This window comes from Ruoffia tabacinasalis (assembly GCF_005864045.1).
Lineage (GTDB): Bacteria > Bacillota > Bacilli > Lactobacillales > Aerococcaceae > Ruoffia > Ruoffia tabacinasalis.
In genome coordinates this window covers 47,023-72,993 of sequence record NZ_VBSP01000002.1, presented here as the reverse complement: position 1 = coordinate 72,993, position 25,971 = coordinate 47,023, and the positions used below count along the sequence as shown (strand labels likewise).

29 protein-coding genes are annotated in these 25,971 nt (G+C 38.3%); all 29 read left to right on the top strand.

Annotated elements, in window-relative coordinates; translation table 11 throughout:
- The 29 genes from FEZ33_RS01295 to FEZ33_RS01165 all read left to right on the top strand — a co-directional run bounded on the left by FEZ33_RS01295 (position 1) and on the right by FEZ33_RS01165 (position 25,966).
- Positions 1 to 159 carry a hypothetical protein gene (locus FEZ33_RS01295; protein ID WP_212746650.1) on the top strand — a complete coding sequence of 53 codons (159 nt, stop codon included), beginning with the start codon at positions 1 to 3 and terminating at the stop codon, positions 157 to 159.
- Positions 160 to 453, top strand: coding sequence for a hypothetical protein (locus FEZ33_RS01290; protein WP_138403577.1), 294 nt, complete (start codon positions 160 to 162; stop codon positions 451 to 453).
- Positions 450 to 587, top strand: coding sequence for a hypothetical protein (locus tag FEZ33_RS12375; RefSeq protein WP_171031234.1), 138 nt, complete (start codon positions 450 to 452; stop codon positions 585 to 587). The genes FEZ33_RS01290 and FEZ33_RS12375 overlap by 4 nt, the downstream gene beginning before the upstream one ends.
- Complete coding sequence (locus tag FEZ33_RS01285; RefSeq protein WP_138403576.1) at positions 584 to 865, top strand: hypothetical protein; 282 nt, start codon at positions 584 to 586, stop codon at positions 863 to 865. Before FEZ33_RS12375 ends, FEZ33_RS01285 begins: the two co-directional genes overlap by 4 nt.
- Positions 853 to 1,152, top strand: a complete 300-nt coding sequence (locus tag FEZ33_RS01280; RefSeq protein ID WP_138403575.1) for a MazG-like family protein — start codon at positions 853 to 855, stop codon at positions 1,150 to 1,152. Before FEZ33_RS01285 ends, FEZ33_RS01280 begins: the two co-directional genes overlap by 13 nt.
- Positions 1,152 to 1,532 (top strand): hypothetical protein, encoded by a 381-nt coding sequence (locus FEZ33_RS01275; protein WP_138403574.1) that lies wholly within the window; start codon positions 1,152 to 1,154, stop codon positions 1,530 to 1,532. The genes FEZ33_RS01280 and FEZ33_RS01275 overlap by 1 nt, the downstream gene beginning before the upstream one ends.
- Positions 1,533 to 1,631: 99 nt before the next feature.
- Positions 1,632 to 1,901, top strand: coding sequence for a hypothetical protein (locus FEZ33_RS01270; protein ID WP_138403573.1), 270 nt, complete (start codon positions 1,632 to 1,634; stop codon positions 1,899 to 1,901).
- A 6-nt stretch (positions 1,902 to 1,907) separates the two neighbouring features.
- The gene (locus FEZ33_RS01265) at positions 1,908 to 3,623 is read left to right on the top strand and encodes a hypothetical protein (RefSeq protein WP_138403572.1); all 1,716 of its coding nucleotides are present in this window, start codon (positions 1,908 to 1,910) and stop codon (positions 3,621 to 3,623) included.
- 26 nt (positions 3,624 to 3,649) lie between these two features.
- The gene (locus FEZ33_RS01260) at positions 3,650 to 5,548 is read left to right on the top strand and encodes a DNA primase family protein (protein ID WP_212746649.1); all 1,899 of its coding nucleotides are present in this window, start codon (positions 3,650 to 3,652) and stop codon (positions 5,546 to 5,548) included.
- Positions 5,549 to 6,072: 524 nt separating this feature from the next.
- The gene (locus tag FEZ33_RS01255; protein WP_138403571.1) at positions 6,073 to 6,507 is read left to right on the top strand and encodes a sigma-70 RNA polymerase sigma factor region 4 domain-containing protein; all 435 of its coding nucleotides are present in this window, start codon (positions 6,073 to 6,075) and stop codon (positions 6,505 to 6,507) included.
- A gap of 188 nt (positions 6,508 to 6,695) precedes the next feature.
- Positions 6,696 to 7,013, top strand: a complete 318-nt coding sequence (locus tag FEZ33_RS01250) for an HNH endonuclease (protein ID WP_138403659.1) — start codon at positions 6,696 to 6,698, stop codon at positions 7,011 to 7,013.
- A gap of 173 nt (positions 7,014 to 7,186) precedes the next feature.
- Positions 7,187 to 7,501: a hypothetical protein gene (locus FEZ33_RS01245; protein ID WP_138403570.1), complete on the top strand. Its 315-nt coding sequence runs from the start codon at positions 7,187 to 7,189 to the stop codon at positions 7,499 to 7,501.
- A gap of 1 nt (position 7,502) precedes the next feature.
- Positions 7,503 to 9,149, top strand: a complete 1,647-nt coding sequence (locus FEZ33_RS01240) for a terminase TerL endonuclease subunit (protein WP_138403569.1) — start codon at positions 7,503 to 7,505, stop codon at positions 9,147 to 9,149.
- 227 nt (positions 9,150 to 9,376) lie between these two features.
- Positions 9,377 to 10,459 carry a phage portal protein gene (locus tag FEZ33_RS01235; RefSeq protein WP_138403568.1) on the top strand — a complete coding sequence of 361 codons (1,083 nt, stop codon included), beginning with the start codon at positions 9,377 to 9,379 and terminating at the stop codon, positions 10,457 to 10,459.
- Entirely contained in the window at positions 10,446 to 10,715 is a 270-nt protein-coding gene (locus FEZ33_RS01230; RefSeq protein ID WP_138403567.1) for a hypothetical protein, read from the top strand. The genes FEZ33_RS01235 and FEZ33_RS01230 overlap by 14 nt, the downstream gene beginning before the upstream one ends.
- A gap of 60 nt (positions 10,716 to 10,775) precedes the next feature.
- A complete protein-coding gene (locus tag FEZ33_RS01225; protein ID WP_138403658.1) occupies positions 10,776 to 11,516 on the top strand; it encodes a head maturation protease, ClpP-related in 741 nt (246 codons plus the stop codon).
- Positions 11,516 to 12,694: a phage major capsid protein gene (locus tag FEZ33_RS01220; RefSeq protein ID WP_138403566.1), complete on the top strand. Its 1,179-nt coding sequence runs from the start codon at positions 11,516 to 11,518 to the stop codon at positions 12,692 to 12,694. Before FEZ33_RS01225 ends, FEZ33_RS01220 begins: the two co-directional genes overlap by 1 nt.
- A 144-nt stretch (positions 12,695 to 12,838) precedes the next feature.
- A complete protein-coding gene (locus tag FEZ33_RS01215) occupies positions 12,839 to 13,144 on the top strand; it encodes a hypothetical protein (protein ID WP_138403565.1) in 306 nt (101 codons plus the stop codon).
- Complete coding sequence (locus FEZ33_RS01210) at positions 13,128 to 13,481, top strand: phage head closure protein (protein ID WP_171031233.1); 354 nt, start codon at positions 13,128 to 13,130, stop codon at positions 13,479 to 13,481. Before FEZ33_RS01215 ends, FEZ33_RS01210 begins: the two co-directional genes overlap by 17 nt.
- Entirely contained in the window at positions 13,471 to 13,809 is a 339-nt protein-coding gene (locus FEZ33_RS01205; RefSeq protein ID WP_138403563.1) for a hypothetical protein, read from the top strand. Before FEZ33_RS01210 ends, FEZ33_RS01205 begins: the two co-directional genes overlap by 11 nt.
- Entirely contained in the window at positions 13,806 to 14,162 is a 357-nt protein-coding gene (locus FEZ33_RS01200) for a hypothetical protein (protein WP_138403562.1), read from the top strand. The genes FEZ33_RS01205 and FEZ33_RS01200 overlap by 4 nt, the downstream gene beginning before the upstream one ends.
- Positions 14,163 to 14,168: 6 nt before the next feature.
- Positions 14,169 to 14,819 carry a hypothetical protein gene (locus FEZ33_RS01195; RefSeq protein WP_138403561.1) on the top strand — a complete coding sequence of 217 codons (651 nt, stop codon included), beginning with the start codon at positions 14,169 to 14,171 and terminating at the stop codon, positions 14,817 to 14,819.
- Positions 14,820 to 15,164, top strand: a complete 345-nt coding sequence (locus FEZ33_RS01190) for a hypothetical protein (RefSeq protein ID WP_138403560.1) — start codon at positions 14,820 to 14,822, stop codon at positions 15,162 to 15,164.
- A 41-nt stretch (positions 15,165 to 15,205) separates the two neighbouring features.
- On the top strand, positions 15,206 to 15,346 hold the full coding sequence (locus tag FEZ33_RS12370) for a hypothetical protein (protein WP_171031232.1): 141 nt from the start codon (positions 15,206 to 15,208) through the stop codon (positions 15,344 to 15,346).
- A gap of 43 nt (positions 15,347 to 15,389) precedes the next feature.
- Complete coding sequence (locus FEZ33_RS01185; RefSeq protein WP_138403559.1) at positions 15,390 to 19,799, top strand: phage tail tape measure protein; 4,410 nt, start codon at positions 15,390 to 15,392, stop codon at positions 19,797 to 19,799.
- Positions 19,796 to 20,809: a phage tail family protein gene (locus FEZ33_RS01180; RefSeq protein ID WP_138403558.1), complete on the top strand. Its 1,014-nt coding sequence runs from the start codon at positions 19,796 to 19,798 to the stop codon at positions 20,807 to 20,809. Before FEZ33_RS01185 ends, FEZ33_RS01180 begins: the two co-directional genes overlap by 4 nt.
- Positions 20,809 to 22,377 (top strand): hypothetical protein, encoded by a 1,569-nt coding sequence (locus tag FEZ33_RS01175; protein WP_138403557.1) that lies wholly within the window; start codon positions 20,809 to 20,811, stop codon positions 22,375 to 22,377. Before FEZ33_RS01180 ends, FEZ33_RS01175 begins: the two co-directional genes overlap by 1 nt.
- Complete coding sequence (locus FEZ33_RS01170; RefSeq protein WP_138403556.1) at positions 22,377 to 23,780, top strand: phage tail tip lysozyme; 1,404 nt, start codon at positions 22,377 to 22,379, stop codon at positions 23,778 to 23,780. Before FEZ33_RS01175 ends, FEZ33_RS01170 begins: the two co-directional genes overlap by 1 nt.
- Complete coding sequence (locus tag FEZ33_RS01165; protein ID WP_138403555.1) at positions 23,777 to 25,966, top strand: hypothetical protein; 2,190 nt, start codon at positions 23,777 to 23,779, stop codon at positions 25,964 to 25,966. The genes FEZ33_RS01170 and FEZ33_RS01165 overlap by 4 nt, the downstream gene beginning before the upstream one ends.
- The last annotated feature ends 5 nt before the right edge of the window (positions 25,967 to 25,971 follow it).

Genomic DNA, 25,971 nt, shown 5'->3' with positions numbered 1-25,971 from the left:
GTGGTTAAGCTAACGCAGGAATACGATTATAAACAGTTACAAGCTCAAACTTTCGCTGACTACATGGTCGCGCTAGTGATTGCGTATGAGCAGGAAAATGCACGTTTGAGTAGCTATGAAGTTGGTGGAGATTATTTAGTTAATCGAGGTGGCGATTAGATGAAGAAACTTAGACATCAGTTACGGAATAAGCCAGTTGAGTTAACACCCAAGCAGATTGAGAAGCTGAAAGCAGAAGCGGCATCAAAGGCTGCCGAAGTAGTTAACTTGATACCGCTGTTGGTATTAAAGGATAAGTTTGGGTTCGGTAAGGTTAGGTTAGAGAGATACCTAAAACATTATCAGGAAGCTATTGAAGCTTTTAATCAAGGGTATTTAGATTTAAATGACGTGAAAGAAGTTTTGTTAACTGAAGTTAAGATTGCGTTTTATGAGGAGGGTGTATCGGAATGAGTGAGGAAGAAACGTTATTAATAAGAATAAAGTTTGCTATTGACATGTATAGCTCAGGGGTAACTTCAGCAGGATGCGCATTAGAGCAGATTTTCGATTTAATAGATAAGCGTGATTTGGAGGAACAAGAATGATGCAATCAAAAGTAAGACGCCCGATGGATTCGGAAGTAGAACGAATAGTGGACGAAATATATGCGGATGTTTCCGAACTCATCCTCGAATGGAAGATAAACCATGCGATAAAGAGAAATGGATCGACACTGATAGATTACAGGAATCACGGATTGGGTACGATGAAATTCAGTGAGAAACTCATAGATGCGATTACTGATGAGTTATTAAGTAGAATTATTGATGACGGCGAGCTTAATGAAACTGTGTATTTGGAGGAGCAAGAATGGAACAATTAATCAAAAAAGTAGAACAATGGTTTGTTGATCGTAACTTACATAGCCTAGATGGTGTTGGTCAACTTGAGAAACTACAAGAAGAAGTTGAGGAACTTATCCTAGCGTACAATGAAGATGACAGAGCCGAAGAAATAGATGCAGTTGGAGATATTTTGGTTGTGCTGATTGGCTACTGCATGCAACGTGATTTAGATATTATGGATTGTCTGAATAGTGCGTATGAGGAAATTAAAGACCGAAAGGGTAAGGTAATTGATGGAGTGTTTGTTAAGGAGGCGGATTTATAGTGGAACAAGAATTAACCAACATGTTAGAACTACTAAGACAAGGTCTGTCCGAATTACCAGCTATCGGTTCGGATGTGTTCAACACTTATGCGAGAGGTATTCAGGTAGAGGGTGGGGTAACGATAGCTATTTATCTTATCATCATACTGTCTCTAGTATTTATCATTAGATATCTAAAATATAAATCAGACGAGCTTGATACGGGTAGTTGGGCAACAAATAGATGGTCGGAAAATTTAAGAGTATTTACACTGGTGCTGTCAACCATATTAATCGTTATCAGTATACTAGCGAGCTTCGGTGTTTATAGAGGTGTGATGAAGTTATTATCACCTGAATATATGCTAATCAAGGAAGTCATTGGCATATTAACTATCTAAGGATTTACAACATAATCATTCTAACAGGAGGTAAAAGAATGAAAACAACAAAAACAATCACAGACTTAAACGCAGATTTTGTTAAGGCGGTGCAAGGTAATGGATAAAAACAAACTATTGACCATTGGGCAAATATTGATTGGTCTATCTATAATTATCCAAATTGCCTATGCGATATATTTAATTTCAAATCACTTATCCCAACCCAGCGAACCAACACACGATCCAATCTATAACCAACTTATCCAAGGCGACCAGCCAATGTTAGTCAGCCAACATAAAGTAGGCGATGATGCGGTGCCAGAAATACACATGGAGTATTACAATCCAGTTAGCAAGACTTATTACACAGTAGTTTACAAGGAGTGACACTCAATGATAATTTACAAGTTTTCAGTGTTTAAGCAGGACTGGTTAGTCAGCCTGCTAGACACAGAAACAAAACAAGAATCATTAATTATTAATAATGTTAAAGCACTCACTAAATTTTACAACGAGTTTAAACGCACCGTCTGGGTCGGTTATAACAGTACCAGTTATGACAAGTATATTTTAGCTAGTATCTTAGGTGGTTATAACCCGTATGACATGTCAGATTTTATTATCCGACAACAAAAACAAGGGTGGGAGTTTAGTGACAAGTTGAAAGATTTCAGTATTAATAATTACGATACAAAGATTAATAATCACTCACTCAAAACAATAGTTGGTTTCATGGGACATGACATACGCGAGTCGTCTGTCCCTTTTAATTTGAAACGCAAACTGACTGATCAAGAACTTTTAGACGTAGCAAAACATTTGCGATATGACGTCCAACAAATCTTTTTGGTATTCATGGAAACGTTAGACACATTCAATGCGAAGTTGGCGCTAGTTAACCAATTTAAGTTACATCTCAAACATATCAGTAAGTCTATGGCGCAATTGGGTGCAGAGATATTAAAGGCACGTAAAATTAATAAAGATGATGAATACGACATTTGGGCGCCGTTCGACGCTGAGTTAGGTAAGTATGACGAGGTGTTAACATTCTTTAACCGCAGACGTGTGTTAGATGCAGATTTAACCATCGATATAGCTGGTGTAGAGAACAAACTTGGTAAAGGTGGCATACATGGTGCGCTGAAGAATTATCACACACAAGCGAAGTCGGATGAATATATTATTTTGTTAGATGTTAATCAACTTTATCCAACGTTACTTTTAAACTATGACTTATTAAGTCGTGGTGCAAGGTTTAAATCAAAATATGAATGGAGTTTAGATGAATCCTTAAGATTGAAAGAGTTAGGACCTCATGCTGCAAGACTGCCTTATAAAGAGTTTTGTAACATCGTGTACGGCGCGAGCGGAGATAGGTTTAATAAGTTATATGACCCACGCAACAGGTTACTTACATGTATCTTTGGCCAATGTTTTATTGTTGATTTAATCGATAAGTTAGAACCAATCATCGAACTTATTCAATCCAACACAGATGGTATCTTGGTTAAGATTAAACGTAAAGATTTTGACCAACTGGATGATATTGTTTTTGAGTGGGAAGAGCGAACAGGATTAACGATGAGTTTTGAATATTATGATCGTGTCCATCAAAAAGATGTGAACAATTACATATTGATAGGTGATAGAGTCACAGCAGTTGGTCAGTACACTAAAGATTTATCAATCATAGACAATGACTTGCCTATTGTAAATCAAGCCGTTAAGAATTATTTTATCCATGGAATAAGCGTAGAAGACACAATAAATCACGCTGAAAACCTTATAGACTTCCAGCGAGTGGTACGTATCACAGATAAGTTTGATGGCGCTAAATATGGTCGTGAAGTTCGCAATGAAAAAACATTTAGAGTATTTTCTAACACTAATGGCTTAAACTTATCCTATCTAAAAAATGGTAAGACAAGCAAGATACCACACACACCCGATGCAGTCACACTCGTTAATGAAGATGTGACAGAGCTATCCATACCAGATTGGTTAGATAAGACTTGGTACATTGATTTAGCAAATAAACGTGTGGATGATTTTATTGGGAACGAGAAACAGAAAGAGTTATATGTTGAGAACATCAGTCTGTTCTAATCTATATATTTAATAACAGAAAGCAGGTGATTAGAATAAGCAAGTTTGATATCTACAAAGGATACTTAAAATCAAAAGGTAAACGAGCAGTAGAATCGTTTAAAGACACTCCAGAGAATTTAGTGAAGTATGACACTGCCAGACGATACGACAGCTTTGTCGGTGTGTTAAATGAAGATTATGTCATGATTGATATCGATAGTATTGAAGAGTCTGATTTGATGCTAGATATCATTGAAGATTTAAATTTAAAATGTTCGGTCATTGAAACCGAGAATGGTATACACGTTTACTTTAAAGGATATGACCTACCAACAAACAAAATAGATTGGTGGAGTCCCATAGGTGTGCAGGTCACACTGAAGTTAGGTGATAAGAACACAGCTGATCCGTTAAAGTTAGACGGAGAGTTCCGGCCTTGGATAATTGAATCAGACGAACACGAACCATTACCACGTTGGTTATATCCAATGGTTAAGATAGACAAAGAGCGTACGAACAATCCAGTGGATGACATCGTTAAACGTAACCAAGAATTGTTTAATTACATTTTAAAATTACAATCCGTTGGAATGAGTACGGAGGAAATAAGAGAAACCATTCGCATCATTAATCAGTACATATTGGATGAGCCACTAGACAATGATGAGATTACTGTAATACTAAGAGATGATGCATTTAAGAAACAATCATTTTTTAAAGGTAATACATTTTTACATGACAAGTTTGCTGAGTATCTAATCAAGGAGTATCACATCATTAAGATAGATGATAACTTACACATCTATGAAGACGGAGTATACAAAGCAGGTGAAGATCAGATAGAGCGGTTCATGATTAATGAGATACCAACACTCAAACAAAATCAACGACGTGAAGTGCTGGCTTACATAAACTTACGCGCACCCAACAAACAGTTTAGTAGTACGCGATACATTGTATGCGAGAATGGAATTTATGATGCGGATACTGAGAAGTTATTACCGCACTCACCAAACATCATCGTCACAAATAAAATACCAGTCAGGTATGATGAGTCCGCTTATAGTGAGTCGGTGGATAAGATATTAAATAACATCAGTGTCCATGACAGAGATACGCGCTTACTGATTGAAGAAATGTTTGGCTTCACATTACTGCGACGTAATGAAATTGGTGCGTTCTTTATATTAAAAGGTAAAGGCTCAAATGGTAAATCAACGTTACTAACTATGTTGAGAAATATGTTAGGTAAAGATAATATTAGTTCACTCGATATTAAAGAAGTAAACGAACGGTTCAAGACAGCAGAGTTGTTCGGTAAGCTGGCCAACATTGGCGATGACATATCTAAAGCTTACATTAAAGATACATCTGTACTTAAGAAACTTGTAACAGGTGAACCTGTACCTGCAGAGTACAAAGGCAAAGACCCTTTTACTTTATATAACTACAGCAAGTTAATCTTTAGTGCGAATGACATTCCAAGGTTCAACGATACCTCTGACGGATTTAGGCGACGAATTAATATTGTGCCGTTACGTGCAAAGTTCAGTAGCAAAGATAAGGACTACGATCCGACAATCATTGATAAGTTATCTCAACCAGATGCTTTGGAGTATATGCTGCAGTTAGCAATTGATGGAATGTTTAGAGTGATTGACAACAAATCATTTACAGAAGTTGAATTCGTTAAACAAGAACTTCAGAAGTTTGACGAAGAAAACAACCCACTCATAGTGTTCATCCAAGATACGGATGCACTGGTCGGTAGACCGACAAAAGAAGTATACGCTGAGTATTCAAGTTGGTGTGAAGAGAATGGATTCACCGCACTCGGTCATATTGTATTTACACGAGAGATAAATAAACTCACTGGACTAGAAACGAAACAAAAAAGGTTAGAAAATAATAAACGTGGTCGAGTATTTGTTGAGGAAGAATAGTAACTCACAACATTCAAATGAACGTTTGATGACAGAAAAAACGCTAAAATCTGTCATAATCCGTGCCACGTGACAAAAACAAATGCTGTTACATCAACGTTTTAAAATTAGTTTGTCACGAAGTGATGACAACTTTTCTCGAATTTATACACGTAGTACGTGTATAATTTGGTCTTAAATGAGAAAAAAACTCGTTTGTCACAGATGAAAAGGGCATCTGTGACACTATCTGTGACACGTTTTAACGTTGGTATGACAGCCTTTCTAAGGGGTGTCACAGATGTCACAGATGATTTCACTTTCTTTACATTATTAGAGAGGTAAAAACTATAATACTATATAAATATATATAAGATATTTAGGGGTTTATCTGTGACAAACCGGTTAGTGACATGCTACAAACCTATATGTACCAAGGGGTTAGAGGTGTCACAGATACATTAAATCATCTGTGACAGAGTGAGACAACACACTCACACCACACTCACACCATAGTGTTACCAACAACAAGGAGGTAAAGTTGATTGAGCAACAAGAAACTATTAAACATTTACGAATGGTTGACTGACTATCAAGATTTACAGAAGCGCATCGCATACTTAGAACATAAGATTAAACGATCTAAACAAGAACTCAGTAGGTGGGAGTCAGGAGATTTAAGTAACCAACCACTCACTAAGGATTCGATTGCTGCTGATTTAATTAACGGAACATATATTAAGCGAGATGAAACTGAACTCGCCCACCTAATAAATTTACGTTTTGATTTGGTGAAGTTTGTAAATCAGTTCGATGACTTAGACTCAAAGATACTAAAGCTTAAATACATTGACGGTTTAAGTTTGTATGAGATAGCCGAGCGAACAGGATATAGTTACATGCATATCCGAAGATGTCACAGTAGTTTGGCTAGAGCTATCCAAGCATACGATAAGTTTTTATTAGATTACTTACCATAGTGTTTCAAACGTTGTTACTAAAACGTATCATCATTGATGATACAATCCTGAGGCAGACACAGTACGTATCATCAGTTATGATGGTAGTGTAAGAAAGTATAAGTCGACACATATTTTTATGTGCCGGCTTTTTATTTTGAGTTAAGGAGTGATGAGCAGTGTCAGATACTAACTTAGATAATCAGTCAATGTTAGATGCACTGAAGATACTCGCACGGGTTGACCTGCAGAGTCAACTCACATCGGAAGAGCGTGATCAGTTCTATTGGTCTAGCCCGTGGAGAAAAATCAAACCAATAATTTTACAGCGTGACAATCACGAGTGTCAAGTTTGCAAAGACTCTGGTCGAGTAACATTGACAAAGCTTATCGTTCATCACATCAAACCATTGGAGTACTATCCTGACCTAGGACTGGATGAGGACAACCTACTTACTGTGTGTCACTCATGTCACAACAGCATTCACTTCGATACGAAGGACGATGGCTTCGTTGATTGGTGGTAGAAGTTAACGTTACACGTGATGTTTCACAGAGGAATGGCGTACCTATGCGTTTTCAGAGGTTTGCATTCGTGACCCCCTGTGAAACATTTTGGGTTTTTGTAAACCGTCGTCAGCGGGCGGGAACCTTGCGTATGAAATTTTAAGTAAAAATAATTGATTAAGGGGGTGTTTTAGTGAGAGCAGTGACTTATAAACAAATTGAAAATTATTGGTTGGATCTAATTGGTGAAGATGATATTTATGCACGAACATTGTTACATCGCTATTTAGTCCATTTGAAAAATCAACGACGATTGCAAACGGAGATTAATAAGATGGGTGTTATCGATACGGTAAAAAATAAGCATCAACAATATACCAATCCTAATAAATTGTTAAAGGAAATAAGAGATATCGATAAAGAGTTGCGCACGATTGAGACCTCGCTAGAAAAATTAGTGATATCTGAAACCCCTGAGGAAACTACTGAACGGAAGCCATTAATTTAAAATGTTGAAGCAGAAACATGTTGAATATTTTTTTGATTTATATGAACGGAAGAAGATCATACTCAATCGTGATCGAATTAAACTTATTGATTGGTTAAAGCGCGTAGTCTTAGTTAGAGACGATTTTTATTTTGATGAAGAACAAATCGAAAACTGCATCACTTTTATTGAGAAGTTTTATTTCAAGTTAGAGCCGTGGCAAAAATTCCTAATTGCCTTTGTATTTTTAATGGATGAGTCGACGAATGACTTAGTCTTTGATGAATATTTTTGGACGATGGCACGTGGTGCTGGAAAGAACGGAATTATCTCTGGGTTAAGTAATTATTTTTTAAGTCACTACCATGGTGTCGAAGAATATAACGGAGCGATAACAGCAAATAATTTAGATCAGGCCGAGAAATCATTCTTGGAAATAAAAGATACGATAAAACGAAAACGACCTGAACTCCAAGATTATTTCAAACCATTGAGCAATGAAATCAAAGGCATTGATACAAATAGCGTGTTAACAATCCGTTCTGGTTCGGGTGACGGTAAAGACTCGTTTGCGGATGGGTTCTTAATATTTGACGAGGTCCATGAATCAGAATCTGGTGATGATGATAAATACGAAAACCAAACATCAGGTCTTGGGAAGACAAAATATTCACGAACGTTTTATATTAGTACGAATGGATTTAAACGTGAAGGTAAATATGACGAGTTGGTAAAACGTGCAAACAACATACTGGACTCTGACAATTTAAACGATCCTATGTTCCCTTGGGTGTGCACATTAGACCATCCAAGTGAAGTAGAAGATAGTGAGATGTGGCAAAAAGCGAATCCGATGTTTCACCCACCTATGAGTGACTATGCAAAAACCTTATTTAATATGGTTAACAAACAGTGGAAGAGACTTGAGTTAGGGATTGGTAACAAAGCAAAATGGTTAACCAAGCGCATGAACTTACTGGGAGTGAAATTGAGTAGCCAGATTGCAACGCAGTCGGAACTTGAAGCAGCAACCCGTGATTTTGGTGATTTGGATAACATTCCAGTGATAGGAAGTGTCGACTTCTCAAGCGTGAAAGACTTCACAGCGATGGGCCTGTTATTTAAACGGGGTGATGAGTATATTTGGAAGTCGCACAGTTTGGTTTTGCGGAAGTTTTTAGAAACGGAAGCCATACCTGCGCCCATCGACGAATGGGAAGAGCAAGGTTTACTAACAAAAATTGACGGTAATTCCATAACGGAACAACAAGTGTTGGATTGGTTTTTGGAACAAAGGAAACATTACTATTTCACAAAAATTGTCATAGATAATTACCGTGATACAACCCTGAAACCTTTTTTGGAAAAAGAAGGGTTTGAAGTGGAAGTTATACGGCGGTCACCGTCCGTGCAAGCAAAAATTGGAACAACACTCGAATCGTTATTTGCACAAAATAACATCGTGTTTGGAAATCCAACCATGATGAGGTGGTATACGTGGAACGTGAAACTCGAACGTGATAAAGACGGTAACTTCTTATTCAATAAATGGGAAGATATCAAACGTAAGACGGATGGGTTCATGGCTTTTATCCATGCACTGTACGTAAGTTTTGAAGATTTTGACGAAGGACCAAGTGACTTTATGCTGAATGGATTTTTTGATTAAGTTAAATTGACCTAGTGCAAGTCATAAAACTGACTGTATAACCCGAACGAGGAGGTGTGGTGAGTTGCTATTTATTTTCGGCCTAAAAAGAAGAAAGGAGCAGTGATCCAACATCTCCCATGCAGGGTTAAGCAAAAATACAATAGGAGGTGAGCAATATTGGATTGCTAAATTATATAAAAAATATTTTTACTCGTGACACTTACATTTCTGACTGGAGCGAGCTGGTGGATGATTATAACACGACTCACTTAAAGCAAACCGCTTTGGATACAGTTATGGGGAAAATCATTAACGCATCGTCGTTGGTAGAATTTAACACGTCGGACGAAAGATTAAACCGAAAGTTAAATGTGCAACCGAACCAAAACGAGAATGCGAATGAGTTCCGAACAAAAATTGTAAAACGATTATTACTAGAAGGCGAAGTCTTAATTATCAAACATGATGAGATGTTCATTGTCGCTGATAGCTGGACTGTTGATAAAAAAGTCACACGTGAGAATCTGTACGAAAATATTGTCATTGATGATTTAGTTTGGCATAAAACATATTCGGCTCACGAAGTGTATCACATTAAATATCACAACAATAAATTGAAACGATACCTAGACGACTTGGATAAATCGTACGGAAAATTATTCGAACGGTTACTACAAGTACAAATGCGCGAAGGTCAAATACGTGTGTGGGCAAAATTTAAAATGTTAACTCCTATTAAAGGAGAAGAACATGCAGATACTGCTGAACGAAGTCGGAAGACTCTGAAAGATTATCTGTTTGACATCAAAGACCAGATAGAAAATGAGTCGGTGCCTGTACTGCCTTACCAAAATGATTACACGCCTGAAGAGCGGTCAAGTAACCATGTTGGTCGGTCAGTGGACGAGTTAGGTAAAATTGAAAACTTGTACGTGAAACAAGTCGCAGATATATTACAAGTGCCACCGCTTATTTTTAGTGGGGAATTAGCTGATGTGAGTGAGCATAATAACAACTTTGTGCGTTGGTGTATTAGACCGTTGATGAAACTTATCGCAGATGAGTTTAATGCTAAATATTTCACGGACGTTGATTATTACCAAGGTAAGAAAGTTACAGTAAACACTATTTGGGTAATTTATAATAGTGAGTTTGAAATGGCTAAAGACGTGAGAACAATGATTGAAAGTAGTCATTGGTCGAATGATGATATTTATGAGCTACAAGGTAAACCAAAACTGAATACTAAGATATCCACTCAAAGATATCTGACTAAAAACATGGCACCCTTAAATGAAGATGGGAGTGTGAATGATGGCAAAAAATAAAACAACTGTTTATCTAATTCGTGATACTTATACACGAGAGGTTTTAGAAGTGACTGGTGACTTCCAGTCTGCTATAGAGGTTGTTAAAGAAAATAGATCACACTATTTTCGGTGCATTATTGAACCGAAAATAATTAAAGTTAATAATCGAGATGTTATTGGATACATGGCTGATGATATATTTGTGTCAATCGGAGAATTAGAAGAGTATCTAAAACACAATGATGTTGAGAATTTAGAAGTTGTAAAGTCGTAGCGATACGGCTATTTTTATTGAAAAAAGGAGGCTGAATATGTGAATGACAAATTAAAAACATTGGCAAAGGTCATCAAACCAAACATCACGAACGAAGTCGTAGGCGACAAATTAATCATCACGTTGTCAGGGACTGTTGGTGAGCCTTATTGGTATGACGATGATCCAAATGATTTTATTAATGAAAAGCAATTTAAAAGTCTAATCGGTGATAGCGAACAAGATATTATTATCAAACTAAATTCACCAGGCGGTGATGTGTTCGAGGGGATTGCTCTGTATAACTACATTAAGAGTCTAAGCAACCATATCACCATTGAAGTTACATCTTTAGCAGCAAGTGCTGCATCGATTATTGCAATGGCTGGCGATGAAGTTGTAATGTGCACTGGTAGTCAAATGATGATTCATGAAGCTAGTACATTTACTTTTGGTAATAAATCAGATATTAAAAAAACACTCAATGCCTTAGAAGCAGTGGATGGATCGTTAGTTGATATTTATGCAGACCGTACTGGTCAATCTGCAGATGTTATCAATGACTGGTTAGCTGGTGAGAAGTGGTTTAAAGCTGATGAAGCGGTAGAAAATGGATTGGCTGATAGTGTTAAAGAAAAAACTGAAACAACTACTAAAGAATTTTATGTAAATAATGAATTAGTAGCAAGAGAAATTAATGTAATAGACCTTGAAGCAGATGCAATAGTCGCTAAAGTTCTTGAGAAAATAGAAAACAACAAAGTAATAGCAACGAACAAAACAGCATTTGAAAAATACATAAAAAAGGGAGTTAATAAATAATGACAGTTAAATTAAAAGCATCAAAAGAGGAATTAAAAAATAAATTAGACACAGTAATGAATAGTGAGACAGCAACTCAAGAGGATGTTATTTCAGCGCAAGAAGCGTACTTTATGGCAATTGCAGAAGATGCAGCTAAACAAGTAAAAGCCGAATACGAAGAATTATCAAATGTTAAAGATGACTCTATCTTACAAGCACGTGGTATCCATGTTTTAACAGCACAAGAAACTAAATTCTATAATGAAGTGGCTAAAACGGGTGGGTTTGATGACACGCAAGTATGGCCAGAAACCATTTTCGAACGTGTGTTTGAAGATTTACAAGAAGAACACCCAATCTTACAATTGGTAAACTTCACACCAACAGTTGGACGTGTTAAGGTTATTCGTTCTCGCCGTAAAGGTAAAGCGGTATGGGGACCATTACACAAAGATTTAGAAGGTCAATTAGATGCAGAATTCGGACAAACAGAATACACGCAATTAGCGTTAACTGCATTCTTCTTAATTTCTAATGATACGCTTGACTTAGGACCACGTTGGATTAATCGTTATATCCAATTATCATTAAAAGAAGCTATCTCAGACTCATGGGAAGAAGTGATCGTTAGCGGTACAGGTAACAACCAACCAATTGGGTTACTTAAAGACTTAGACGGCTCTGTAACAAAAGGTGCATATCCTGATAAAGCATCTGCAGGAACACTAACATTTAAAGACCCTGCAACGATGGTTACAGAATTTGCAGGCGTATTAAGCACAATGTCTAAATACAAACATAAGATTGGCGACGGAGATGAAGGTGTAGATAAATTCCGTAAAGTCGGCGGTAAATTACGCATGATTATTAACCCAGTAAATTACTACGAAGTAGTAGCACGCACAACATCAATCAATGCATCTGGAGATTATGTAACTAAAATTCCATTTGTTGGTGCGGAAAATATTATCGAATCTGTACATGTACCTGCTGATAAATTAATCATATTTGTTGAAGGTCAATATGATGCGACTCAATCACGTCCAGAGAAAACATATGAGTACAAAGAAACATTTGCAATGCAACGCGCAACGTTATATGCAGTGGATATGTTAGGTAACGGACAACCACGCGATAACTATGCAGCACAAGTTTATGACATTGCAATCCCAGTTGAAGGTGCAACGGGGGAATAACAGGGCGAGCAATAGCGCCAGAAATACCAGAATATAACAGCATTACTATTGCGGAAATTAAAGAACAATTAGACGAATTGAATGTCGATTATGAATCAGGTCAAGTGAAACAATACTACTACGATCTGTTGGTAGGTGAGTTAAATGGTTGAGATTATCGATATTGAGTACGACAAACATTATGATGCACTGAAAAATTATCTAAAATCAACTGATGATGATAAAGACAATATCTTAAATTTACTAAAACGAGGACACCACGTGATAATGAGTCATTGTGGTGTCTTTGATTTAGAGAATGAAGTTGGTCGTGATTTGGTGTTTGATTACGTTCGGTTTGCTTATAACGGATATCGAGAACATTTTTTCTCAAGTTTTGAGTATGAGTTGAATGGTTTTAGGTGGCAGATTTACACGGATGCAGGTGATGCTGATGTTGAAGAAACCTGAGGTTATCCAGCAAGTTTACAACGATGGCACGGTCGTATTCAACGAACGAAAACAAGCGTATGACAAATACGGCACACCCATTAGAAACAAATATAGTTTGGAAGAAGTCAGTCGTGCATGGTTTAGGTATCTAGGTATAACATCTCAAGATACCTATCATGCTCACGCTGATGGGAAAGAATTGACTGAGAAGATAGCAATTAAGGGTAAAACGGTTATTGATGTCAAATGGACACTTCAAATTAACAGCAACACCTATGAGGTCTATCGTTCCTATTACAATTCTAAAAATAATGAAACTGAGTTAAGTTTGGTTGGTGTGAAGAATGACAATTAAAGATCGAATTTACGAAGCGCTGAAATCAGTTGAAGATAAGAGTTTTTATGCTGACACTGACTACACTGGATTTCCACGAGTTTTGTTTTACTTAATTAGTAACGTACCTGTTAGATACTCAAACAAAAGACACTCAAACCGAATTAAATATCAAGTGAGTTATTACAGTGATCATTCGTTAGATGTTGAAACAGATGAGAGCTTGATGGGTATTATCGATGCTTTGGAAGATAAAGGCCTGCTAACAACCAATTGGTTGGAAGTTGTTTCTATAGATGAAAAAGAAAATTCATCTACGTATCATTACATGCTAGAGGTGAGTGGATGAGTAGCACATTCGGATTTGAAGAAGCCATCCAAGATACTGAGAAGTTATTATATGGTGCAGAGACCGTTCATTTGGTTTATGAAGATTCAGCGGATAAGTTGCAAGCTAGAACAGTTGAGATTGCATCATCCAAAGGATTGGAAGTAACCGGTAAAGGTGTGGCAGGTATAGAAACAATCGTTGACTCAAACGGATTTAAGCTGGGTTGGGGTCCACGACCTAATTTACATTTATATTTCCATGAAATTGGAACGTATAAAGACCCACCGAGAACGCACGTTCGTCCGGCTGTCGATGAATTAGAAACTGAAATACAAGATGATATTCAAAATAAATTAACAGAAGGAGTTTAATAAAATATGGCAACAACAACATTTGAAAAACAAGGATTGGTTAACGGTATTGGAAACTTATTCTTAGAAATGATGGAAACTGAGGATTCAAGCGTAAACGAACCATCGTATAGTGGAAAAGTTTATGAAACAGTTTCAATCGATACAGCTCAAATTACATTCGAAATTAACGAGAAACAAGTATTCTTATCAGATTTAGAACACTCAGATTTAACTAAAGTTACAGCGGTTAATGTACCAATCAATGCGGGTTATTTCCCGGCTGGATTTGCTGAAGAAGCACAAGGAATGTTAGAAGACGGTGTTGGCGGATGGTTTATGCCAGACACACCAAAGAAAAAACCTTTCAGAATGTCATTCCCAGCTAAAACGGAGAACGATGATGAGATTATCTATTCATTCCCTAAATGTACATTATCGCCAGTTGAAGGAAATTTCCAAACACGTAACACAGATACTACTGAGCAAATTCCAACATTTAACGTACGATCAGTTCCGTTGTTATACAAAACAACTGGTGAAGCGCGTCGTGTTTACAATAAACAATCATTAGTTACGCCAGAGGAGCAATCAGTTTGGGACCGTAACAAGTTATTGACACAAGGTTGGTATAACGCAGCAACAAAAGAATTATGCAAAGTGGAGGAGGGAGTATAATTGTCAATTTTTAAAAAGTCACTTAAAACATTTACGTCTAATATCTTAGGAGAACCAGCAGAGTTTAAAATTAATAACGCTATTTGGTTATTGATGGAAACTAAGTTTGGTTTAACCCAAAAAGAATATGTAGAAGGCGTACAAGATAACGAGAATATATATGGCGCTAAATTTGTTACAGCTACTTTAATGGCTAATGGTCATAAAGTTACTGAACAGGAAGTATTAGACAATACTGACCCTGCTGATATTACAGCATTCGCAATGGCGTATAACGAAGTCATGAGTGAAAAATATGCTGACATCGTAGGTACGGGTACTGAGGGTAAGACTCAGAAGAAGTAGACTGGGATAACCTCTACTTCTTATGCAAAAAATTCTTTCATATGACAAAAGACGAGTTCATGTTCGACCACGATCTGGATTTAATCATCGATTTAATAAACCGAGAGATTGAACTTAGAAACAGTGACGAACCGGCAAATGATAATAATAACGAAGTGATGAGAGCAACAGATTTTCTGTAATTGCTCTCATTTTTTTGATATTTTTTAGGGAAGGAGGAAAAGAATGGCATTAAGAAAAATAGGTGTTATCTTCTCCGCAGAAGGTCATGCGCAGTATTTAGGACAGCTTAAACAAGTCAATCAAGAGATGCGTACACTATCAACTCAGTCTAAATTAGCAGTGGCTCAATTGGGTAATAACGCGTCAATTACGGACACGTATGGTGCACGCATGAAATCTATGACCGCTCAATTAGACGTCGCTAGAAGTCGAACTACGATGTTAGTAGACCAACAGAAAATTCTGGGCGATGAACAAAAACGTCTGCCATCAATGATTGATAACGCAACTAAGAGTTATAACCAGTCAAATGCCACGACAAAAGAATTGAGAAAGTCATATCAAGATTTGGCTAAAGCAAAAGGCGAAGATGCTCAGGAAACAATTGAAGCTGAGAAAGCATATAAAGCATCTAATCGAGAAACTAATGCACTCAAAAAAGAGTTGAAAGAACTTGAAGTTGTTTATAACCAAAACTCTAAAGAGTTAGAGAAATTACCTAACAACATCGCAAAGGCTGAACTAGCTCAACAGCGATTAACTAATTCAACTCAACGATTGCACGAAGAATATCGTAATCAAGGAGGAGTTTTAGCGGACGTTGCTAAAGGTTGGCAAGACTTTGGTGACAGGGTACAAAATGTTGGATATACGATGACTCGCACTGGGGACTATCTAACCACCAGAGTCACGTTGCCAATATTAGCTACTGGTGGATTGATGGTTAAAGCGTCAATGGATTGGGAGTCTGCTTGGGCAGGCGTAATGAAAACGAATGATGAAGTTGTTGATTCGACAGGTAATGTTATTTACGGATATGAACAACTGGAATCTGAATTAAGAGGTTTAGCAACAACAACACTTCCTTTAACACATACGGAGATTGCTGGGATTGCTGAAAATGCCGGTCAGCTAGGTATTGCGGCACAAGATGTGACGGAGTTTACAGAAGTTATTGGTAAGTTAGGCCATACAACTAACCTTACATATGATGAAGCTTCAACAGCCTTAGCACAATTCTTAAACGTCACTGGTTCAGGTACTGACACAGTAAGTAATTTAGCTTCAAGTATTGTTGCCCTAGGAAATAATACTGCAGCAACTGAAAAAGATATCTTAATGATGTCTCAGCGGTGGGCAACTACAGGTGCGATGATTGGTTTGACTGATGATCAAATCACGGCTATCTCTGCAAGTCTTATTTCAATGGGTGTGAATGTTGAAGCAGGTGGGTCAGCTTTACAACGATTTGGGCAAAAAGTAAATTCACATGTTTTAGATGCGGGTGAGAGTTTAGACTTATTAGCTGAAACATCCGGAATGACAGCAAGTGAATTTGCGACTGCTTGGGAAAATGAACCAGTTGAAGCAATTCAAGCATTTTTACTAGGATTGGACGGCGTAGTAAAAGAAGGTGGGAATGCTAACCAATTATTAAAAGAGTTAGGCATTACATCTGTTAACGAACTAAATGCGCTTCTAGCCTTAGCCGGAGGGCACGAACAACTCGCAACAGCGATTGGTCTATCTTCAGATGCATACGCTGAAAACACGGCTTTAAATGACGAATTCGCAGTGTTCGCTGAGACGACTGCTGCAAAAGTTCAAGTATTAAAGAATAGATTAACGGATATTGCGATTGAATTTGGTGGACCAATTGCTGACGCTTTAACATCTGCCTTAGATGCAGCAGAACCATGGATTGAAACTTTAGCGGATATAGCGGAAGAGTTTTCTAACATGGACGAAGCTGGTCAAAGAAACATATTAATGTGGATTGGAATTGCAGCAGCTGCTGGACCAGTATTAAGTATATTTGGTCGGTTAACATCAGTATCAGGAAAAGTTATTACAGGTGTCGGTAAGGTAATAAAGACTATTGGTAAATTAACTACCCCTAAATCGATACTAGATATGCCAGGCAACATAGGAAAAGTCACAACTGAATTAAACAAAGTACCGGGTAGTGCAACAACGGCTGGAGGTGCTGCATCACTATTCAGTAATCCATATGTGGTTGCGAGCGGAGTGGCCATAGCGGCTATTGCTGCGGTAGGTGCTTACTTATTATATGAAGCTAATGAACCTGTAAGAGCTCATGCTGAATCAGTGAAAGAAACCGAAGGAGCTTATCAAGACTGGTTCGACGGTGTGACTGCTGGAATTGGAATAATTTCAGAGTTAGGTGAAACAGCTATTGCTTCTGCCCAAGATACGACACAAGCTTATAAAGATGCATTAGATGAAATTCAAAATGCAAATGCGGAAACCCAAAATGCACTCAGTGCGATGTTCGGTGAGAATGTATTTGGTGGGAATGAGTATCGCTTCTTTGAAGGTGAATGGCTAAATCAATTTAGATTAAGACTAGATAACGTTACGCGCTCTATGAAAGATTTTGGAGCGAGTGAAGAAGAAATAAATCGTGTCCAAACTGCTTTTAATAACTACGGAACGATGTTAACAAATACTCAATCTGAAGTATTTAGATTATTCGAAGCAGAACAAGTCGTAACGGCTGATTGGGCGATTGCTCAAACACAAGCCATTGACGGGGTAACTAAAGCGGTTGTTGAAGGCTTAGAAGAGCGACGCACGGTACGTCAAGCTGAACTCGATGCACAATTGGAAGGTCAATATATTACTCAACAAGTGTATGACCAAGAAATACAAGCATTGAACTCTTACACTGATCAGGCTATAGCAAGTATTCAAAAATCAACACAAAGTATTAGTGAGATATTTGCGGAAGCGTCAAGAAACAACCGAGTCTTGCAAGAAGAAGATGTCGCTTCATTCGTGGCGAGCATGATGAATATCTCTAAAGTAACCGGTGAATCGTTATCTGAAAACCAAGAAGTTATGAATTTATTGGCGGATAATATGAGCTTCCTAACTCAACACACTTCTGTCGAAGCCATGAAGCGTATGGGGATCTTAGACGATGAAGCCATAAGTGCTTTAAAAAATGCTAAAACCACTGAAGAAGCTTTACAAATCATGATTAATGCACTAGATGCTTACGGTGCTAAAGAACTAGAGCCTAAGAATGCCTATGTAGATGGTAGTCAGGCCGAAGTAGAACTAATGGACCTCACCGACTTAGCTAACGAGTGGAACAATCTCACCTTAGAAGAGAAACGTGCACAAGTTGAGTCGCGCGGTAAAGAAGAAATTGATGAGCTACTTGAGTTACTTGGTGTTGATTGGGAGTCACTGACACCTAGTCAAAAGCGCTACTATGCTGAAGCTGAGGGTGGCGAAGCGTTAGAGAATATTTTATATCTAACAGGCGAATGGAATCGTCAAACAGACCCTGAAGTTAAATATGCAGTACTGGAAACTCAGATAGACAACGAAGCATTACTTGGTGCGATTGAAGCGCGTGATTTATGGAACAACGCTGACTTTATGTCATTAGCAATGGAAGTAGATACGAACGCACCAGATGCTGAAGCGCAACTCGTTAATTTAGTTAATTACTTTAGTGCACAACTTGGTTTACATCCGTTGCAAATGGAAACTGAGGCACTGACTGAAGAATCACAACAGAAATTAGCAGATTTAATCGCTACTTATACAGGTGCAGACGTTGGGGAAGTTTTAGAATTTCTGACAGAAACCAATGCACCTGAAACCGCTGATGAAATAGAGGAATTTAATGAAGCAGTTGCGGGCTCATCACCAGAAGTCACATCGACGTTCCATGCTAGTGCAGGTGAGGCGGATGTTGAAGCAGGTAAAGCTGATGAATGGAATACGACGTTAGGCGAGACACCAGAGTCAAAATCATCTGGTATTCAAACGAATATATTCTCAATGGCTTTAAACACTATAGCAGTACTTGGATACAACGTAGCAGTAGGTGCGATGACAGACAAAACATCTACTCTTACAACTGCCGTGCCTGGCATAGTCACGAACACATTATTAGTGCATGGTTGGAATAATGCAATGGCAAATTCTTACAGCAAGACATCTACATTGACCACCGTACACCGAACAGTGCGTGAAAATGCAGGGTTTGCAACAGGTGGCCACATCGATGCGTATGCTGAAGGCGGAAATATTGCATGGGGTGGAATGTTTGCAAATGGTGCATCTAATGTACCACGTGATTATGTGGGGATTGTTGGTGAAGCAGGACCAGAATTATTCCACGTAACTGATCGTGGTGTAAGTATCACACCTTTAAACTCACGCGAGAAAATGCGTGGCGTGACGGGTGCGATTGAAGATTATATGAAAGGCAAAGGCGGTGGCGGTGACACAATCAATTTAAGTGTGAATATCGACCAGCCAGTCATCCGTGAAGATAATGATTTAAAAGAATTAGAACAACGTTTTGTAAAAGTGATTGATAAATCACTGGGTCAATTAGGAATTTATAAACGAAGGGGGCTATCTCGATGAGTGATGGAATTTGGTTTAATGGGAAACATAGTTATGAAGACTTAGGACTGACTATGCCACGAGACCCCCAGATAGGTTTTCCGCAGAAAATTAAAAAGAAAACTCGGATACCGGGTACGAATATTATTATTGATAGTGACGAAGGTAGAAACACTCAAGAATATACTGAACGTGAAATCACTGTTTGGTTTAACATTATTGATTTTTCAAATATACACATAAAAAACACACTCCAAATTATTGAAAGAGCAGCTAACTGGCTTATAAGTCCAGTCGGTAAAAACAGGCTAGAGATAGATAATATTCCGTATTATTATTTTGAAGCTGAAGTTGAAGGTGTTGAGAATTTTGAAACTGATATGTTAAAAACAGGCGAAGCAGAAATTAAGTTTATTGCTTATCCGTTTAAAATTTCTAAGTTTAGAGAAGGTCATAACTTGTGGAATCCATTTGATTTAAGTCGGGATGTCTGGCAAGACGTCCAATTTACTTTACCGGATTTAGTGACACAGCAATTACCATTTAGACAGTTACCAATTGGTGAGATGGTCATATTAGGGTCGTGGACAAGTATTCAATCTGTCGGAGTGAATAATGTCATCCGACACTATGAAACTGAACCATTTTATGAAATTGTCGCGAAACGAACAGTTGAAACGAACCATTCAAATGGCTGGTTCGGCAATACTGAATATCAACTCAGCAATGGTTATTGGGTGCGAGACCAGAATATTATTCAAGCACGTACTCGTTGGCTAGATGTTAAATTGATTAATGTGAGTGATCATCCGATAACGCCTAAGATTTTACATGTGCCGTCTGATAGCGGTACGGCGTGGAGAGGAATTACTATTCAGCGTGATAATAACTTTTATAACTTGCGTGGGGATGTTCCAGGGCAAGCGGAATATCATAATGACTCATTCCAGTTATTACCTGGCGAGAATGATATCCGAATTTATGGGCAGAATAATGTTGTTGAATTTGTTTGGAGTAAGGAGGTGTTGTAATGGCTTTTCAAGCTGATTTTATAAATGGTAGTGAGAAAGTCAGAGCGCACTCACCTATCGATGAGGTAACTCGACTGAAAGATATTGAACTATCTCTTTCTGCTGTAGATATTGATTCGTTTGATTTTTCGGTTGAATGGAACCATCCAGCCATTGATTTTATAAATGAAATGAAAACGATGATAGAAGTTATCAACTTGGACACGAAAGAGACGATGTTTGAAGGACGTATCTTATCTCAAACAGGAACTACTGATGATAATCAAACCGAAAGACGGTACATCGCTGAAGATTGTACCGCTTTTTTGCATGACTCAAGACAAATGCCTAAGAAAATGACGGTTAAACCGAGTGAGTTGGTAAGGTTTTTATTAAATAGACATAACTCACTTGTAGAGCCAGAAAAACAGTTCGCTGTAGGAACAGTTGAGATTGATACGTATATTGCTTACGGAGATAGTCCAGAAGCTGAATTAGTGAAAGTGGAGCTACAAAGTGGTGACACCGCGACTATCAAACCAAGCACAACGAAAATATATGATTGGAACGGCAACGCACTGAATATAGCAAACTATGCTAAAGGGGTTGCTCATACGATAACAGACACACGTATGTTGAACGGCGTAAAACAGTATCTGTTAAGTCGAACTTGGCCAAGTGGTGTAACTACTCAGGAGGGCTTTATAAATGAGAACGATATTGTTGAAGCACAAGCGACAGTGTCTCCAGGTCAGATAACTGAACCAGGCGGGGAGTTATCGCCAAGAACGAAGTTTAAGATACGAGAGGGTGTCACAACTTATTATGGCGCTTCAGACGGCGGTGGAGCTAAAACAATCCCATCCGAGTATCGCGGATATACGTACACAGTTAGTTCGCATGGTTTAATTAATGGAATGTACGGAATGCTGTACAACGGCACGGTTATTGCGTGGATCCCATCAAGTGATGTTGTCCAGATTGATGGACGTGATTTTGAAGTAGTAACACCGCCAGAATCAACGGCTCCAGTAAAAGTTGGGGATAGTTATCCGCCTGGGACAAAAGCAAAAATTAAAAGTGGTATCACAACTTATTATTGGTCAGCTGATGGAACTAGACCAACCACAATACCATCTGATTATAAAACTAAAACTTACACCACACGTGAGTGGTCATCATTGTACAAGCGATATGCAATCTATTGGAATGGCACGCACATCGCATGGATAGATGAGTCTGCTTTAGATTTTGGTGCAACACCTAAACCAACTCAACCTATTGGTCGTGACAGACCGGTGTATACAGAGAAGATTAGATACATTGATGTAGAGCTAAGTTATTCAGACAGCACTTATGATGCGATTAAAAAGTATCTACTCGATCCGTTTGGTGCAGAATTAGAATGGACAAAGGTTGAAGAAGTTCGAACATTACATGTAAGACGAAGAATACAAAATGAAACAGATGAAAAGATTATGCCTGGACTAAACCTAATTCAGTCGAATTTAGAAGTTAATCCAGAGAATGTCACAACTGTTTTAATACCGATTGGTAATCCACCTAGCGACGAAGAAGGTGAAGAATAATGGTAGTAAGTGCAAACAGATGGCTGAATGAAGCCGAACAAAAAGAAAATGCTAAATATATTTGGGATAGACTCCGTGCGTTTGGTTGGTCGGAACAAGCAGTCGCTGCATTACTTGGAAACACGCAAGTAGAGAGTGGACATAACCCAGGCATTTGGGAGGGAACAAACCCCAACGATGCAAACAGAGGTTTTGGACTAGTGCAATACACACCAGGTAGCATGATAATCGATTACGCAAGAAGTATTGGTAAGTCGCCAGGCAACATGGACTTGCAATTAGAACTCATTGACAGCGACCATTTTGGACACTGGATACCGACTGAATCGTATGATTTTAGTTTTGCAACTTTTAAAACAAGTACGCAATCCGAAGTAACTTTAGCTGATGCATTTCTGAAAAACTTTGAACGGCCAGCAAACCAGTATCAACCAGATAGAGGAACACACGCAACCAGATGGCTTAAAGAATTTACAGGGTCGTCTGATGGAAGTAGTGGCCCAGTCATTGTTGAGAATGGTGGCCAGATATCAAAGGCTATTGAATGGATGCAAGCACGACAAGGTAAGGTTACTTATTCCATGAAGTTCAGGAATGGACCTAACAGTTATGACTGTTCAAGTGCCGTTTTTTACGCCTTACAACATGCAGGTTTCCCAATCCCCTTTGTCGGTAATACAGAAACTTTATACAGCATGGAAGGCGACCTATTAATTCCCATTAACAGAAACGATGTTCGCATGGGAGATATTTTTGTATCGGGAAATAAAGGTGGTTCAAATAACGCTTATGGACACACTGGTTTTGCGCTAAATGAAACGCAAGCCATCCACTGTTCAAGCCGTTTTAACGGAATTGGTGTATCAAGTAATGCGAACAGTACAGTATGGGCCTACAGCGGTGCACCTGTTTATTGGTACCGCGTGGCAGGTAGTAATATTGCTGGACCGACTGCAGACATCGATGAAGAAGATAAAAGTATTTACATCAACTCTGTGAACAATGGCAAAGAATACTTAAGACATGAACAACTTATATCGTTGTTTGGAGTAAATGTTGGCGAACAAACTTTTGATGACGTTGAAAGTCCGAATGATCTAATGCAAAGAGGTTTAGACTGGCTAGATAGCCAACCTCTAAATATAACTTCACTATCACTCACATATGCAGATTTAAGTTTAATGGACAGTCGCTACAAATCGCTAAAAATAGGTGATGTGATTACAGTGGTAAATGAAGAATTGAATATAAACACACGAATGAGAGTTGAGAGTATGAAAATAAACCTTGCTGATATGAGTATCCAAGAAATAACATTAGGTAAACAACCAATCAGAATTAGTGATTGGCTAGCACAACCAGAATTACTTACGACATTTAACACTATAGGAGGGATAAGATGACAGTATGGGATTACACACCAATTGGGCCTAAACCACTGCCATTACAAGTAGGGAAGATAAGCCCAATAGGTCAACAAATAGCAAGGGACGTAAGGCTGAAAGGCTACGGAGAAGATACAAAAGAAGCCATGGCTCGCATTGTAGAATGGGCTGATATTTTAAATAGTTATGCGTCTGAAGTGAGTGAAACGGCTCGAATATTATATAACGAGTACTACCGACAATATTCAGACGTCATCACAGAACTAAGCAAAGACCAAGACTACTACTCGCTACCTGAAATTGCGGGGGCGAGAGGTGGTTTTGACACGCTGGGGGAAAGGTTGAATGAAACTACCGCGCAGTTGGCACAAACTAAGAGCGAAGCCGAACGGAAAAGAAGGTTAGAGGATTTAGATTCAGAAGTTCTTGCGGCTATTGAGGGAGGCGAGGAAACCGAATTTAACCTGCTAACAATCCCGCAAGATGATAGCGCCACGATGTCGAAAATAAAATCCACTTTCGACTTTTGGCCTAGAACTACAAAATTTAAAAAGCGAAGTGTAAATTCAGCAGGCGAATATACAAGCTCTACTGTAAACTATGCGTCGGACTTTATACCTATATACGACAGTTACGAAACACTTGTAAACAATGACAAGAAATATAGAATTACAGTAGTATTTTTTAACGATGATAACGAAGCTGTGCATGACATGTCGTGGCAAACAGATGACATGGACATCAAGTCAATCATCGAATCAAAACCCGATGCTACTAAATTCGTCGTGCGTGTGAGTAATTTAACTGGGTCAACTATGCAAGACGATCTAGGAGATTACTTATCTTCTACGATTTATGTCAAAACTAACCGACATCCAGCACGTACTTCAGATTTATCAAAAGTGGAATTGAACGAGTGGCTAAAAAGATTCCCGAGTGCGAACTTCGATAGGGGTTATTTGACTGTGGATAACAATAGTTTAGCATTGGGTCAGAATATTGCAACAAGCTACCACAAGTGGTTAGCTTACGCAGACACTGACACCTCAAGGGAAATATCGCATATCAAGGCTAATTTTATAGCAAAAACAAATTCGTCCAATAGAATCTTTATAGAGAGTACCGACGGCAGAGTTGTGTGGCTATCGCTCGGCTCAAGTAATATCATCGAAGCCTATACTTTAAACAAATTCGATGGCACTTTTGCACCAATTATACATAAATATGGACGCATCGACTTATTCAGCTATCCGAGCGAAAATGAAACTTTTTCGATGACTGCGAAAATTGTGGGTAAGCTGGTAGTTGTTTATATTGACGACTTAGCTCAATGCGCTTATGACCTAAGCGGGTATATAGGTGATAAAATCACAAAGTGCGGTCTTGCATATCGAGGGAATAAATCGACGCCTAACACTGTCAAAAATTTCGAAATAAGTTATCAAAATGACAATTTCATGCACATAAGTATAGACGACACTTTTAGCGTCCTTAAAGATTTGACTATTAATGCGAGTTCCTACGCAACTCTCTTTGATCATGCGGACTTCGCTTTTATGAAATCCATGCACGAACAATATGGAGCGGTTTTTAGTTTGTATCTTTTCAATCAAGTAAATGGTGACTCTTTTAACTTGGAAGCCATGACGAATAAATTTAAGCAAGAATTTTCCGAAAATTCACACTGGTTAAAATTAGGATATCACTCAGACGCTGAAGACACTTATGCAAATACGCTGACTGATAGTGCGCTTGTGGCGAACGTTAAAAGTGTGTACGCTCAAATTCAGCGGTTTGCATCTAAAGATAACATTGATTTAATACCTCGATTTGGCTTTTTTAGCGTCAATAAAAGCGGGCTGGCGGCACTAAAAGCTCAAGGATTAATTATGGGCGCTTTGACAGCAGATGATGCGCGGACAGAAAATAGCGGATTGTCAGGTGTAGGACTGGATGTCGCCAGAAGTGCGGACAGATTCGTGGATATGCTTGAAGAATTGCATTATTTCCGAACTGAAACCAGATTGGATGGAATGTCTGGCACGGATGTGGTCAACTTACTCAATTCAATTAGTTTGGATCAAAATAACCGTAAAAACTACATACTATTCTCCCACTCTATTGACCACCAACCGTTAGAAAGTGCAATTAAATGGTCATTTGAAAAACAAATTGGTTTTGGTTATCCGATGAACAACGTTTAAAGGAG